Source organism: Nocardia sp. NBC_01499 (assembly GCF_045040275.1).
Taxonomy (GTDB): Bacteria; Actinomycetota; Actinomycetes; order Mycobacteriales; family Mycobacteriaceae; genus Nocardia.
In genome coordinates this window covers 9181132-9195958 of the sequence record NZ_CP109426.1, presented here as the reverse complement: position 1 = coordinate 9195958, position 14827 = coordinate 9181132, and the positions used below count along the sequence as shown (strand labels likewise).

Annotated in this window: 12 protein-coding genes; 6 read left to right on the top strand and 6 right to left on the bottom strand. The window is 65.7% G+C overall.

Going from position 1 to position 14827, the window contains the following annotated elements:
• Positions 1-19: 19 nt before the first annotated feature.
• Positions 20-1960, bottom strand: coding sequence for a potassium transporter Kup (locus OG203_RS41975; RefSeq protein ID WP_405162747.1), 1941 nt, complete (start codon positions 1958-1960; stop codon positions 20-22).
• Between the two features lie 706 nt (positions 1961-2666).
• Between OG203_RS41975 and OG203_RS41970 the strand changes: the two genes are divergently transcribed.
• The 3 genes from OG203_RS41970 (at position 2667) to OG203_RS41960 (ending at position 7574) form a co-directional block, all read left to right on the top strand.
• Positions 2667-5819, top strand: coding sequence for an FAD-dependent oxidoreductase (locus tag OG203_RS41970; protein WP_405162746.1), 3153 nt, complete (start codon positions 2667-2669; stop codon positions 5817-5819).
• A gap of 91 nt (positions 5820-5910) precedes the next feature.
• Entirely contained in the window at positions 5911-6468 is a 558-nt protein-coding gene (locus tag OG203_RS41965; RefSeq protein WP_405162745.1) for a hypothetical protein, read from the top strand.
• A gap of 212 nt (positions 6469-6680) precedes the next feature.
• Positions 6681-7574, top strand: a complete 894-nt coding sequence (locus OG203_RS41960; protein ID WP_405162744.1) for an esterase/lipase family protein — start codon at positions 6681-6683, stop codon at positions 7572-7574.
• A 7-nt stretch (positions 7575-7581) separates the two neighbouring features.
• On the opposite strand, the gene OG203_RS41955 is transcribed toward OG203_RS41960, so the two are convergent.
• Positions 7582-8175 (bottom strand): TetR/AcrR family transcriptional regulator, encoded by a 594-nt coding sequence (locus OG203_RS41955; RefSeq protein WP_405162743.1) that lies wholly within the window; start codon positions 8173-8175, stop codon positions 7582-7584.
• Between the two features lie 89 nt (positions 8176-8264).
• Between OG203_RS41955 and OG203_RS41950 the strand changes: the two genes are divergently transcribed.
• Entirely contained in the window at positions 8265-8960 is a 696-nt protein-coding gene (locus OG203_RS41950) for an SDR family NAD(P)-dependent oxidoreductase (RefSeq protein ID WP_405162742.1), read from the top strand.
• A 21-nt stretch (positions 8961-8981) separates the two neighbouring features.
• On the opposite strand, the gene OG203_RS41945 is transcribed toward OG203_RS41950, so the two are convergent.
• From OG203_RS41945 to OG203_RS41935, 3 genes are all read right to left on the bottom strand, one after another.
• Entirely contained in the window at positions 8982-10235 is a 1254-nt protein-coding gene (locus OG203_RS41945; RefSeq protein WP_405162741.1) for a lipase family protein, read from the bottom strand.
• A 191-nt stretch (positions 10236-10426) separates the two neighbouring features.
• Positions 10427-11635 (bottom strand): PucR family transcriptional regulator, encoded by a 1209-nt coding sequence (locus OG203_RS41940; RefSeq protein ID WP_405162740.1) that lies wholly within the window; start codon positions 11633-11635, stop codon positions 10427-10429.
• Between the two features lie 109 nt (positions 11636-11744).
• On the bottom strand, positions 11745-11894 hold the full coding sequence (locus tag OG203_RS41935) for a hypothetical protein (protein ID WP_405162739.1): 150 nt from the start codon (positions 11892-11894) through the stop codon (positions 11745-11747).
• A gap of 399 nt (positions 11895-12293) precedes the next feature.
• Between OG203_RS41935 and OG203_RS41930 the strand changes: the two genes are divergently transcribed.
• Positions 12294-13298 carry an LGFP repeat-containing protein gene (locus OG203_RS41930; protein ID WP_405162738.1) on the top strand — a complete coding sequence of 335 codons (1005 nt, stop codon included), beginning with the start codon at positions 12294-12296 and terminating at the stop codon, positions 13296-13298.
• A 34-nt stretch (positions 13299-13332) separates the two neighbouring features.
• On the top strand, positions 13333-13596 hold the full coding sequence (locus tag OG203_RS41925) for a hypothetical protein (RefSeq protein ID WP_405162737.1): 264 nt from the start codon (positions 13333-13335) through the stop codon (positions 13594-13596).
• A gap of 78 nt (positions 13597-13674) precedes the next feature.
• On the opposite strand, the gene OG203_RS41920 is transcribed toward OG203_RS41925, so the two are convergent.
• Positions 13675-14826: a hypothetical protein gene (locus OG203_RS41920; protein ID WP_405162736.1), complete on the bottom strand. Its 1152-nt coding sequence runs from the start codon at positions 14824-14826 to the stop codon at positions 13675-13677.
• Position 14827 lies beyond the last annotated feature (1 nt).

Sequence of the window (14827 nt, the reverse complement as noted above, 5' to 3'; positions counted from 1 at the left end):
GCCCGACAACGATTTTGCGCTACACCTCGACTCGCTCGCCCATGATCACCGTGCGCTGCCCGGGCAGACCGAAGTATTCGGCGGCGTCGGCGGTGATGTAGGACGTGGCGATGAACAGGTGCTTGCGCCACCCTGCCATCGTCGGCGCGGGTCCGCGCTTCAGCTCGATCTTCGACAGGAAGTAGGAGGCGTTGTCGACCGAGATCCGGCCCTCGGTCTTCGTCGGGTCGAGCAGGCGCAGGGTGTCGGGGATGTGCGGGGTCTCCATGTAGCCGAAATGCGCTGTCACATGGATGATTCCGTCATCGCCGTAGCCGAGCGCGTCGATCTCGGTGCGCTGCGCGTCGGGTACCCGAGGCACCGGAAGCGTGTCGATCGACAGGATCACCACGTGCTCGTGCAGCACGTGATTGTGCTCGACATTGGCCCGCATCGCCAGCGGCGCGGTCTCCATGCCACGGTTGAGGAACACCGCGGTGCCTGGGACCCGCACCAAAGGTGGCTGCCGGTCCCGCAATCCGTCGATGAACTCGCGCAGCGGGCCCTCTTTCTCCTCGCGCGCGCGGGTGACGACGACGCGACCGCGCGCCCAGGTGGTCATCACGGTGAACGCGGTGATCCCGATCAGCAGCGGTAGCCAGGCGCCGTGCACCAGCTTGGTCAGGTTCGCCGCCAGGAACATCGTGTCGACCGCGAGCAATGGGATCGCACCGAGCAGGACGAGCCAGAGCGGAGTGTTCCACTTGATCCGGGCGAGATAGAAGAACACCAGCGTCGTGATGGAGATCGTCGCGGTCACCGCCATGCCGAACGCGTAGGCGAGCGCGGCGGAACTGCGGAAGCTGAACACCAGGGTCAGCACCGAGAACATCAGCACCCAGTTGATCCACGGCACGTAGATCTGTCCGATGGTCGATTCCGAGGTGTGCGCGATCCGTAGTCGCGGCAGATAACCGAGCTGCGCGGCCTGCGAGGCCACCGAGTAGGCGCCGGTGATCACCGCCTGCGAGGCGATCACCGTGGCGGCGGTCGCCAGCAACACCAGCGGCAACCGTGCCCAGCCCGGCGCGAGCAGAAAGAACGGACTACCAACGGTGCCTTCGTCACCCAGAATCAGCGCACCCTGCCCCAGATAACTCAGCACACAGGCGGGCAGCACCAGCCCGAGCCAGCCGCGGGTGATCGCCTTCCTGCCGAAGTGCCCCATGTCGGCGTACAGCGCCTCGGCGCCGGTGATGGCGAGCACGATCGCGGCAAGGGCGAAGAACGCGATGCCGAAGTGCCCGAACATGAAGCTCAGCGCGTAGGTCGGCGACAGCGCCTTCAGAATCTCCGGATGCCGGGCAATACCCGATACACCGAGCAGCCCGATCGACACGAACCAGAGGATCATCACCGGCCCGAACAACCGCCCGACCGCCGCCGTGCCGCGCCGCTGCACCGAGAACAGCACGAGGATGATCACCGCCGTGATCGGCACGATCAGCTCCTCCAGCCCGGGCTGCACGATCTTCAGGCCCTCCACCGCGGACAACACCGAGATCGCCGGAGTGATCATGCTGTCGCCGAAAAACAGTGCGGCACCGAAGATTCCGACCCCGGCCAACAGCGTGGCCGCCCGGCCACCGCGCTCGCCACCGAGCCGGCGCAGCAGCGTGATGAGCGCCATGATCCCGCCCTCACCGTCGTTGTTCACCCGCATCACCAGCGAGATGTAGGTGAAGGTGACGATGATCATCACCGACCAGAAGATCAGCGACACAACGCCGTACACGTTGTCCGTGCCGATCGGCACCGGATGCGGATCGCCCGGATTGAACACCGTCTGAATCGTGTAGATCGGGCTGGTCCCGATATCCCCGAACACTACCCCGAGCGCCCCGACCACAACGGCCGTCCGCACCGATGTGCCCTTATCGCCCGCATGCGTCGACGGACTCACCTCGACCCCTGTGTCCATGACTCTCCTCGCTGCGCGGCCCGCACCCATCGTGCCGTGGTTTGCCGCATCGTCACTGTAACCACGCGGCGCGTCGGCGCTCGTCGCGTAGCGGCCTGATCAGCGTCGGGGCCGACGGCCACCTTGCCCGTGCGCTTGCCGATCCGCAGCCGCCGAATAGCCGGAAGCTTCACGCGCTCCTCGCACCCTTCGGACGGCGCACATCCGCGCCGATGCGACGCTCGGCAACGACTTGGCTGCCGACCCCCCTTGACGCGCCAGCGGCCCGAGTTATAGCCCGGTACGATCCGAGATGGCATGGCGCACAGACGATCCCCGTGACGCATCACCGCTGGTCCGGATAGCCGACACCACCGCGGATCCGAAACACGCGTTGGTCTATCGCGCCGACCGCGCCGGATGGCCTCCGGAGGATCTCGACCGCACGCGCGGCGTGGCGGGTGAACCGGCGGCGAATTCACAGCACCGACATATGAATTCACGTACTCTTATACACAAGTCCCATCGCGGATCGGTCGCTAGTTCATCACCATTGGATAACAGGTAGTCAGCGCTGTTCGCATGCTTGCGCGCTGACGCCTGACTTAACGTGACGATCGAGGTCAAACCGGATGTGCATACAGGTACAAACGCGTGCCGACGCGCTACGCCGGTCAGTTGGGGATCAGGGCAGCGGGTACCGCGTGCTGCCGGGCGGAGGCAAGGCATGAGCCATCCGCCCGATCGAATCGCCAACTGGCACAATGGATTCCGCAGATTCGGCGGACGCACCGGCATGCTCAGCGGCCCGCCGCTGATCGAGATAAGGGAACCGGGGCGCGCGGCAAGGCAGCTGATGTTGAGCGGCCCGATCACCTTCGGCCGCAACGGCGACAATGAACAATTGGCCGACGCCGCGATTTCGCCGCGACATCTACGGCTGGTGCCGAGCCCGACGGCACTGTCGGTGGTCGATCTCGGCAGCCGCAACGGCACCACCGTCAACGGCGTCCCCCTCACCGGGCGCGCGGCGCTGACCACCGGCGATACGGTTCGACTCGGTGACACCCAAATCATCGTGCTGTACGAACCGGTCACCGAACCGCTGGCCAGGGTCGACCCGGACGCGCCGAGCGAGCCGCCCGCCGCCGCACCGCCCGCCACCGCACCGCCGGTCGCGCCACCGCCGTCCAGGGTGCTCGCCCTTGCCAATCGGATCCTCGATATCGATCCGACCGGAAAACGAAATCCATTCCCCGTCTCCACCGAATTACCGACCCGGGTATCGCGGAAGATGTGGCAGCTCGTGCGGATCGCGAGCATCGTCGTCTATCTCGAAATGGTCGTCGCGATGTTCGTTCGCCCCGCGGGCGGGTTGTTCCTCTTCTTCGGCGTTGTCGTGCCGCTACTACCGGGTCTATTCCTCATCGCGCCCGGGTTATGGCGAAACAGCTGCCCGCTGGCCGCGACGAACCAGATCCCGCGGGTACTGAACTTCACCCGCGGCAAGAATCCGCCGGATTGGCTATATGCCAAAGGCTATCTCGTGGCGACCGCGTCGTTCTTCGGCATTGCGGGCGGCAGGCTGGCCGGCCTGGACCGCAACGGGGTGGCCGCGGGCATCGTGCTACTACTCGTCGCCGTCGCCGCCTTCACCGGCGGCGTGCTTTTCAAGGGCAAGAGCGGCTGGTGCAGCAGTATCTGCCCGTTGTTCCCGCTGCAACGCGCGTACGGGCAGACACCATTCGTCACCGTGCCCAACAGCCATTGCGAACCGTGCGTCGGCTGCGCCAAGAATTGCTTCGACCTCAAGCCGCGCGCCGCCTACCAATCGGATCTGACCGATCCGAAGCACGCGTGGAGCGCGCCGCGCAAACTGTTCGCGGCCGCGCTACCCGGCTTCATCCTCGGCTTCTTCACCCTGGCCGGAAGATCCGAAACCAGCATCGTGCAGCGCTATTCGGTGCTCGCGCTGTTCATGATCGTCGCCGTCGGTTTGTTCTTCGCGCTCGAGGCGATGACACCGCTCAGTATCGCGACGATCAGCGTCGGGTACGCGGCGCTGGCACTCAATATCTTCTACTGGTTCGCCGGAGCCACCCTGGCCAGGTCGTTCGCGACGGTCACCGGGCTCAGCGCACCCTGGCTGCATTGGCCGATCAGCGCCGCGATCCTGTTCGCCACGACCGTGTGGATAGCCAGGACCCGCGTCGTCGAACTGCAATTCGCGCTCAGCACCGGAACCCGCACCGAACCGGTATTGCTGTCGATACCGAAGATCCGGCCGAAGGACGCGGAAAAGCCAAGCGAGCCCGCGGCTTCGGTCACCTTCGACGGCGTTCAGGTGGACGCGGAGAGCGGAATGAGCCTGCTCGACCTCGCCGAACGGGGTAAACAGACGATCGAGGCCGGTTGCCGGATGGGTGTCTGCGGCGCGGACCCGGTCGCGGTGCTCGACGGCATGGCGTGCCTGTCACCGCCGGGACAGGACGAACGGAACACGTTGCGGCGCCTCGGTTTCGCGGACAACACCCGGATGGCCTGCTGCGCCCGAATCGGCAAAGGCGCCGTCGAGGTCTCGCTGACGCCGGAACCAGGCAACACGCACCGACCGAGGCCGAGGCGGTTCGACCGGTCCATCGTCAGCGTCGCCGTGATCGGCAACGGCATCGCCGGGGTGACCGCCGCGGACTTCCTCCGGCGCAACCACCCCGACTGCGAAATCCACCTGGTCGGGCGGGAATCGCATCCGCTGTACAACCGCATGGGCATCTCGCGGCTGGTGTACGGGCGCTCGGCAATGCAGGGGCTGCATCTACTACCCGAGCAGTGGTACGACGACCATCAGATCACCACCTGGCTGAACACCCTCGCCACCAGCATCGATCTCGCTGGACGCCGGGTCTTCCTCGGCACCGGCGAAGCGCTGCCCTACGACCGCCTGATCCTCGCCATGGGCGCGAGCAGCGCGCTGCCACCCATCGAAGGACTCGCGCGGCCAGGCTGTTTCGTGCTGCGCGAGGCCAGCGACGCGATCTGGATCCGCTCCTATGCCCAGCAATTCCGCTGTGCCACCGCGGTAGTCGCCGGTGGCGGGTTGCTCGGCCTGGAAGCCGCGCACGCACTGCACCTGCTCGGCCTGCACGTCACCGTGCTCGATCGGGGTGACCGGTTGCTGGCCAAGCAGATCGACGCCCGCTGCTCACAACTGGTGCTCGACCACTTCACCAGAACCGGCATCCAGGTGTTGCGGCACGCCGAAACCGTCCGCGTCACAGGCGATCCCGCGGTCCGCCGGGCGGTACTGCGGGATGGTCGCTACATCGATTGCGACCTGTTCCTGACCGCCACCGGTATCCGGCCGAATATCGAACTGGCCCGCAGCGCCGGGGTACCCGTCGAACGCGGTGTCCTGGTGGACGATCGGATGCGCACCCACGTCCCCGACGTCTACGCCGCCGGTGACATCGCCGAACTCGACGGACAGGTATTCGGGCTGTGGCCGGTCGCGGCCGAGCAGGCGCAGATCGCCGCCGTGAACGCACTCGGCATCGACCAGACGCTCGCCGGCGCCGTGCCCGCCATGATTCTGAAAGGTGTTGGACTGGAACTGTTCTCGACCGGAAAGGTAGAGCCGGAGTATGGCGATGAGGTGATCGTCATCGACCGTGCCGACTCCTATCGGCGCCTGATCCTGTCCGAGGGGCTGGTCGTTGGCGCCACCGTGCTCGGCCACCATCCCGGCGATCTGGCGGCGGCACAGCAGGCGATGGCCAGCAGACGGCCGGTACCGATCACCGCGCGGGCAGCCCTGCATGCCGGAGATTGGTCGGTGCTGACGCACACCGAAACTGCCGGGCAACCGGTTCGGACGATGTGAGGCGGTGAGATCGCGGTGAAACTCGCATGAGACTCGTGCCGCCGACACTCGATGCGTATTCATCCATCGGTCGAATTCCCGGGGGCACCATATGAAACTTTCCACTCTTTCCGCGGCAAAGACCGCCGCGTTGGCCTTGATCGCCTCGGCGGTGGCCACCACCGCGATCGGCGCGGCCGGTTCCGCGCACGCCGAGAACGGCTACTGGCTTATGCACAACCGGGGCACCGGCCAATGCATGACCACCGAGAACGACCCGCACAACGGGATCGGCGGCACCGCCCGGTTCGCCCCGTGCAACTCCGGCGATCGACGCCAGTGGTGGCTGCGCGCGGTGTCCGGACCGGACACGGTCGCGTTCAGCACCCACGACGTGACGTCCAGTGGCAAACATCAATGCCTCGAAAATGCCACGGGCGGTTGGGGTTTGGCCTTCCTCGCCGACTGCGACTTCGGCAACTACCGGCAGTCCTTCACCCTCGAATACGTCTTCTTCCCGGACGGCACGGCCAGCACCGTCTACAAGGCCCAGTTGGACACCCGCCGCCTCAGCGTCCCCTATGCGGCAGGCACGTCCTACGTCACTATCCGCAATGACTTCCCGAACGAGGACCCGCGCATGCAATGGGATCAGCTCGCCACACCCTGAACCTCGGGATCCGACGGGTGCTGGCAGACAAGCCTGTGCCAGCACCCAAACCGACGGGGAAGAATTGTGCTCCTTTCCACCCTGAAGTTCACTGTGAAGTAGATCGCGACGTATGGGGATGCTGGTCGCCGCGGTGTGCGTTAGGCTCGGCACCGGAATATCGCCGCCGAAAACCGACTGCCCGCTATATTGATATCCGTACAGGAGCTTTTGTGCGTGGATCCCTTTTCAGAATATACGCGGTCGGCCTGAGCGCTTTAGCGCTCACATTTCTGGCGTCGACTACCGCATCGGCCGATCAACCCGCACCGGTCCAGGGTTCGTCCGACGTCGACGTCATACCTCCGCCACCGGGCGCGAACAACTGGTCCTGTCAGCCGAGCGCCGCGCACCCTCGGCCAATTGTCTTGGCGCACGGCACCTTCGAGAACCAGCTGGACAACTGGTTCGCCATGTCGCCGAGACTCGTCGCGGCAGGCTATTGCGTCTACTCACTCGATTTCGGTCGCGGCCTCGCCGGCACGGTGTCGGGCATCGGGCCGATGCGCGCTTCCGCGCAAGAGATCTCGGATTTCGTCGACCGGGTGCTCGCGGCAACCGGTGCGCAGCAGGTCGATATCGTCGGCCATTCCCAAGGCGGCGTGCTGCCCCGGTATTACCTGAAATACCTCGGCGGCACACCGAAGGTCCATACCCTCGTCGGCCTCGCACCCGACAATCACGGCACCACCTGGGGTTTGCTCGGTTTACCGATCACCCTCGTGCCACCGGCCACCGACGTGGTCTGTCCGTCATGCACCGAACAGCTGCCGACCTCGGAGTTCTTCACGCAACTCAATAGCGGCGGCGACACGCAACCCGGCGTCAGCTACACCGTGGTCGCGTCCAAGTTCGACGAGTTCGCGACGCCGTACACCACCGGATTCCTCACCGGCCCCGATGTCGACAACATCACCCTGCAAGATGTCTGCCCTGGCGATCTTTCCGAACACATGGCGATGACCTCCGATCCCGTCACCATCCAATTGGTGCTCAACGCACTCGATCCCGAACACAAGGCACCGGTGCCATGCGGTCTCGGAGTCGGATCGGCGCAGACGAAATAGCGGGAACTCAGTTGGGCCGGAGCAAGTCTTCGACAAGGGCGTCAATTAGTGCGGGCGCGATACTCGAGCCCATCAGAGCGCAATAGACGATCGAGCCGATAAGAGCGTCGAGCGTGGCGTCGGGGTCGAGTCTCGGCGAGATCTCGTCGGCTTCGATCGCGCGCGTGAGCATGTCACGTTCCCGCGCACGGCGTGGACCGGCATAGCGCTCGTGAAAGCTCTCGGCCGTACCGGGATTGTGCTGTGCCTCGGCGATGACCGCGAGCAGGACCTTGCCTGCCGGGTCGTTGGCCAGGAATCGCACGAAACCGCGCAGATAGCCACGAATGGTTTCGGCCGTCGGCTGCTCGGTCGGGACGGGCAGAGACTTCTCGCTGTCCGCGATGAGCGTGTCGAGCAGGATCTCGATCTTCGAGGACCACCAGCGGTAGATCGTCTGCTTGGCGACACCGGCCCGCCGCGCGATCGCCTCGACGGTCAGCGCACCGAAGCCGTTTTCGACCAGCAGATCGTCCGCGGCGTGCAGCACAGCGAGACGGGCGGCCTCGTCGCGCTGGGGGCCGGAGCGCGCCCTGCGCGGCTGAGAGTTGGCGACGGGCATGCGAGACACCATACCCATCAGCGCCGCCGCCATGTACTCTAGACGCAACGTCTCGTCTAGAGTAGCTAGACCATCGCTAAGGAGTGCGTGTGTCCACAACGTCCGACCGCCGAGCCCTCATCATCGGCGCCTCCCGCGGGCTCGGGCTCGTCCTCGCCAACGAGCTCATTCGCCGCGGCTGGCAGGTCATCGCCACCACGCGCCGCAGCGGCGGCGAGTTGCAGGCGAATGCCGATGCGTCCGATGGACGGCTGACGGTCGAATCGTTGGAGATGACAAGCCCCGAAGAGCTTGCCGCGCTGCGCGATCGACTCGATGACAGCCGACTCGATCTGCTCTTCGTCAACGCCGCGATCGACCGGGGCAATCTGCCGATCGGCGAGGTGCCGACCGCCATGTTCACCGAGGTGATGATCACCAACGCGTTGAGCCCGCTGCGCGCCGTCGAGGCACTGCGCGGACTCGTCGCCCCCGGCGGAACCGTCGCGGTCATGTCCTCCGAGCAGGGCAGCATCTCGCAGAACACCGAGGACGGCTACGAGCTGTACAAGGCGAGCAAGGCCGCGCTCAACCAACTGATGCGCAGCTACGCGACCCGCAATGCCGACGACGGACACACCAAGCTGCTCATCGATCCCGGCCACAATCGAACTCAGCTCGGCGGACCCGACGCGCCCCTCACCCCCGAGGAGAGCATCCCGGCCGTCGTCGACGTCCTCGAGGCCCAGGCCGGTGCCCCCGGCCTGCAGTTCCTCGACCGCAACGGCAAGACCGTCGCGTGGTAGAACCGCAGGCCGAGGCGGAGATCAGCCGGGGATCTGGAAGTCGGCCTTGAATCGCGGCCCCGGCGGCAGGCCGCGCAGCACCGCGCTGATCCAGGCCACCGCCGGCGGCCAGCCCGCGGTGGCGTTGACGACATGCTCGGGCAACGGCATGGTGTAGAACCGCAGATCGGCACCGCGGTTCCAGTAGTCGTTCACGGCGGGCAGGACCACGGACGCGGGAATCAGCTCGTCCCATATTCCGTGGAACCAGAAGATCGGGCTGTCCGGAATGTGCTGGCCAAGGCTCTGTTCCCGCAGCACCTGCATCACACCCGGCGCGTTCTCCAACGTCATGCCGGGTTGGAAGTAGTCGCTGATCGGCCGGTACATACCGGACAGCGCCACCGTGTAGACACAACGGCTCTGCATGTCCTGAAGGATGGCCTGACCTTCCTTGTTCAGCAGCTTCGCCGCGTCGAACTGTTCGGGGAACTCGCGCGACAGTCCGGCGAAGCCGAGCCACATGGTGAAGTTGCTGATCCCGGTGAGTCCTGGTTGCTGTTTCATCGCATACTGCGCCTGCAGCCGCAGGTCGCCGGGCGTACCGCCGATCGCGGTGCCGAGCAAACGCACGTCGGGAGCGTAACTTTCGCGCATCTCGGCCGCGCGGATCGACCCGGATCCGCCACCCGAATACCCGTACATGGCGATCCCGGAATCCGAAAGGCCGAGCGCCGCATCATTTTTCATGGCTCGCAGGCTGTCGAGCACCATCTTGCCCTCGTCGAAGGTGTTGAAGGTGTTGAACTTTCCGTCGAAGTCGGGGACGTTGATCGCGAAACCCTGTGCCAGCCAACCCACCGCCAGCGCGGCTTCCTTCATGGTGCCGACCTGCAGTGTGTGGGAGGGGTTGCACGCCGAGTTCGTCGAGTCGATCGCCTCCTGGAAGGAAACCACCGGCCTCGGCCCGCCCATCCACGGAATCCCCGGCGTGATCACCGAAGTCGCGGTGGCGATCGGATTGTCGTGCACGTCGTTGCTGCGGAACAGCAGCTGCTTGGTATCGACGGGGAACGGGATGCCGAGTATCCGGGTCTGCACGGTGCGCGAGCGAATGATCTGCCCCGGCGCGTACGAGGCCAAGTCGTCGGGGTCGGCGTACCACGGGTCCTCGGCGGGCACCGGGATGGGCAGCATGTCGTAGATCTGCGGTTCGGCGGGCAACTGCGGTAACTGGTTCTGATCCGGCGGGAAAGACGGATACGGATCGGCCGCCGCGATTCCGGCGCTTGACATCGCAAGGCACAACGCCGTCAGTGGCACCGCTGCCCATGTGAATCTTTCCCCGAACATGCACCCTCGTCTCGTCGCGTGTGATCGGCATCATGCGAAGACCGAACTCGTGTCAGTACACCCCCGCGCGCGAACGTTCCGCTATTTACAAACGGACAGACTCGCCGCTGAGGCAGTTGTGCACATCCATAGATTCAGGCGGAGAACGCCTTCGATTCCAGCAACTGAGCGGTCCGCGCCGCCGACAAGGTCATCGCCTCCGTCGGCCGCTGCGGATCATATCCGGTGAGTTCGGCGATCCGCGCCAACCGGTAGGTGATGGTGTTGCGGTGCACGAACAACAGTCGGGCCGCGGCGTTTTGGTTGCACTCGTTCGCGAAGAACACACCGAGCGTCTCGGCCAGCACCGGTTGATCCGCGAGCGGCTCCAGCACCGAGGCCAGCTCCTTGCGCACCGACCCATCCACTGCCACCGCGTATTCCAGCCGCAGATCCTGCCGACGGCAGATGACCTCGTCGCGCGAGAGGCAGCGACCGAGTTCCGCGACGACCCGCGCCTCCGCGAACGCAGCAGGGATGGCCGCTCGCGACGGTGCCGGCGAAACCCCGATCCACAGCAATGGCGGTGTGCCCGTGCCGATTCCGGGCGCGAGCCGGGTAGACAGATGCTCGATCACCGTCGCGCTGTCGTCGCGCGAACCGATCGGAATCAGCGCGGTCCAGCCGCTGAGATCGCGGCGAAGGAAGGCGCCGGGCAGATCATGGATCCGATGCCGCAGATTGGTCAGCGTGCCGGGGCCGGGATCGCCGGGGCGGACCACCGCGACCACGAACGCGTCCGCGACCGGCACCGCGGCATCATCGAGCCAATCGACCGGATCGCGCCCGGCCAGCAGCGCGTCGATGATTCCGCGTCGGCGTTCCAGCTCGTCCCACGGTCGCCGCCGGGCGTCCTCGACACAGGCGACCGCGATGCGGGCCGTCATCAGCGAGAGATACTCCGACAGCGGGCGGCCGATCTCGGCCAGCGCCGCCCGGCCGGACGCCGACGCGGTGTTCGGCAACTGCGACCAGAGGAAGTCGACCCCCATCCGATAGTTCCGCAGCACGTCTTCCAGCGGCATCCCGTCGTGCACCAGCGACACCGCGCGCTCGACCAGCGGGCCGGTATCTTCCTCGGACGGCTCGGTGCCGTCGCGCCAGAATCGGAAGAACAGCCGCACATTCAGCTCGGCGGCCGGGACGAAGTCCGCGTCGACCAGCGAACTCGGCAGCCCGTCATACACCGGCGATTGCGTCGAGAAGCCGTCTACCAGCGCAATCGCTTCCGCGAGTAGCCGCTCGATCATGCCGGACCGGCGGGTGGTGCGGTCGAACGCGGCAACGGTGCCCGCTCTGGTCACGGCAACTCCCAACGACGATGTCTGGTACCGCCCGGCGGTATGGGTGCCATGAACCCGGTACCGCCGGTAACGCAAATTTAGCAGACCTGCCGCCACCGTCAGCCCGGATTTATCGATCCCCGTCGTCGTCGCCAGTACACCCGCGCAGGGTGCGTTCGGGGTGGTTTCGCTGGTAGGTGCCCTCGGCCCAGAAGCTGAGCGAGCCCCAGACGATCATCGCGGCGATCGCCAATACGGCGAGCACGATAAGCAGGTTCATCGAAAGTCACGCTTCCCGTTCGGAAATCTAGCTCTGCACAGACGGGTGCGATCTAGTCATGCGGTAATGCTGCCCGCCACGCGGCGATCGGGGTATCCGCTGAACATCCGACAGCGCCGCCGCGGCCGGCTGGCCGAGCGCCGATTTCCAGCAGAATCCATGTTTGGTCGCACGATAACCGGGGAATTGCCCGCCTGTAGCTGATCGACCGTCGCAATGCTGATATCGCCTACAGACAGTCCGAGTTCGACCAGGACGGGATGCAGCCAGACGCAGCGACCCTCTTCAACGATCACGTCCAGGCCGAAGGCAACTCGTAGGACCGAATCGCCGCACCGTAAGCGATGGACTGGCCGCGCAGTGTCGGCTCGCGCATCGCACTGACGAATCGAGGAGATCATGCCTGAAATGTTGGATACCCATCGAGGAAAGACCTGGCGTCGCACGTCCCTCACGGTCAACGCCGTCGCGCTGCTCGTGTCCGGGCTGCTGGCCACGGCGCCGTCCGCGCTGGCCGATCCGTCCGCGGATGCGCTCAGCGCGATCGACGCGCACTATTCGGAATTCGGCGGGTCGGGGTCGTTCCTCGGCGCCCCGCTCGGACCGGCCACCGAGGTCGCCGGTGGCGCCGAACGGGCCTACCAGGGCGGCGTTATCTACTACTCCCCCGACACCGGCGCGAAAGCGGTGTACGGCGAGATCCTCGTGAAGTACAAGTCCCTTGGCGGACCGAGCGGCCCACTGAGCTTCCCCACCAATGATGAGACCGGCGCGAGCGATAGCGTCGGCCGATTCAACGACTTCGCCGAGCCTGGCGGGGCCGCGATCTACTGGAAGCCGGAATTGGGCGCATGGACCATCAAGGGCAGGGTGCTCGACGCATGGCGCGAAAGCGGCGGTGTCACAGGGCCTTTCGGTTACCCCCGCGCGGATATGACGGTCGACAACGGTGTTTCGACCGCAGCCTTCGAGGGACCAGGCGGCACCCAAATCCAGTGGTCCGACAGCAACGGACTGGCGACGCAACCGCCGGAGCTAGCCGCCTCCCTACCGGGATTCCGCGCTGGCTCACCTGATGTCGCGGCGCCGAACCCGAATGCCAACGCGACCAACGACTCCGGTAACTCCGGGATCAACCGGTGGTGGGGCATCCCGATCGGTTTGGCCATCACGGCCGTGGTAGGTGGGCTGCTCGCGATGGTCGGCCGTCGACGGGGCGACGCGACGCCGACCGCACCAACGAGGCGGGAACCCGTTGCGCCGAGCGCACGTACGTCGTCGGCGAACACGGCGGGTTTCGTGCCGCCGCGCACCGAGGCGACCACCGCCGCCGGGCAGCGCGGCACGGCGACGATCGCGGGGGCGCACGAAATGCACCGCGACGCACCGCGCACTCGCAGCTAGTCCAGGAAACAAACGACCACGGAAAGGAACGACCATGGAATGGCTACTGGGCTTACTAGGTGGACTGGTCGGCGGCAACATAGCCGGTGCGGGCAAGGGTTTCGGCCTCGTCGGGAATAGTGCGGCCGGCGCGGTCGGCGGCGGCGTCACCGGCGCGATCATCCAGGCGGCGACCGGCTCCGGCCTCGATCTCGGGCAGGTCATCGGTCAGGTCGCTGGCGGCGGCGCCGTCGGCGCGGTGCTGACCGCGGTGATGGCGATGTTCGCAAAGAATCGACAGACCGTCGACCACCGGTAATTCGTTGTGACACACGGATTCCCGGCGGTGCCGCCGCTTTCGAGGTTGCACCGCCGGGAATCCTTCATGCGGGTACCGCTACTCGTCGCGCAGACTCTGCTGCAGCCTGTCGAACTCGGCCTTCGTCATCTCCTCCGGCGACCGCTCCGGCGCCTGCCGGGATTCGACGCCGACCGGACCGATATTGCCGCCGTCGAATACCACTGAGGCCCAATTGTTCTGGGCCTGCAGGGTGCTGTAGGTCGTGTCGTTGTTGACGCTGGTCCGTACCGCATTGGACTGGATGGATCCATTGCAGTTCCAGTCGATCGGCTGGTCCGCCGATCCTGCGGTGCGCCTGCGGGTGTTGTCCGGGCAGAAGTACACCGTCTTCCATCCGGCGGCCACCGCGCCGAGGCCCTGCTTCTCCTGCAACGAATTCTCGTTGAGCGCAGGCGGATTCACGCTCGAGTAACCGAAGTTCGCGGTGCCGTCGGTCTTCGGCACGCCGGAGAACTGGAAGCTGTAGTTCATCACGCTGAGGTAGTTCGGCTTGTAGTTGACGTGGTCGGTGCCACCGTGTTTCAGGCCGAGGTTGTGACCCAGTTCGTGGATGAACGTGCCGACATTCCCGTCGTCGCCGGGATTCCAGTTGCACTTCGGTCCGAGCGCGACGACGAAGGTGTCCGCCGGGATGCCGAGCGAAATGCCACTGCTGCAACCATTGTCGTAGGAATCCGCCCAGATCATGTAGTGGAAGACATGCGAGCGCACGGCGGCGAAGTTGGTTCGCTTGATCGCCGCGACCTCGTCGTCCACCGGCGACAGGTTGCTGTCGTAGGGCACCTGGTTACCGCCGCCGAGATTGTATTTGGCGCCTCTGGCGTTGCCAACGTCCAGATGGATATTGATCCCGTTGCGGCCGTCCGGGTTGGTCACCGGGGAGGCGGCGAATACCGCGACGATCCGGTCGAGCGCCGCGGCGGTCGGCAGGCGCCCGTTCATGTAGTCCAGCTCGACGAAGATATCCTTGTGGTTCGGATCCGCGCCCATCTTGGGCAGATCCACGTCGATCTTCCCGTCGCCGTTGGCGTCGTAACCGTTCTTCTCCCACACGTCGGGCAGGCCGTCACCGTCGGTGTCGACCAGCGCGGCGTCGGGTTGGGCCATCGCGGTGGCCGGGGTCAGGACCGTCCCCAGACCGGCTAGCAGTGCGAAGCAGGCGATAAGAGTTCTTTTGTAAGGCGACACT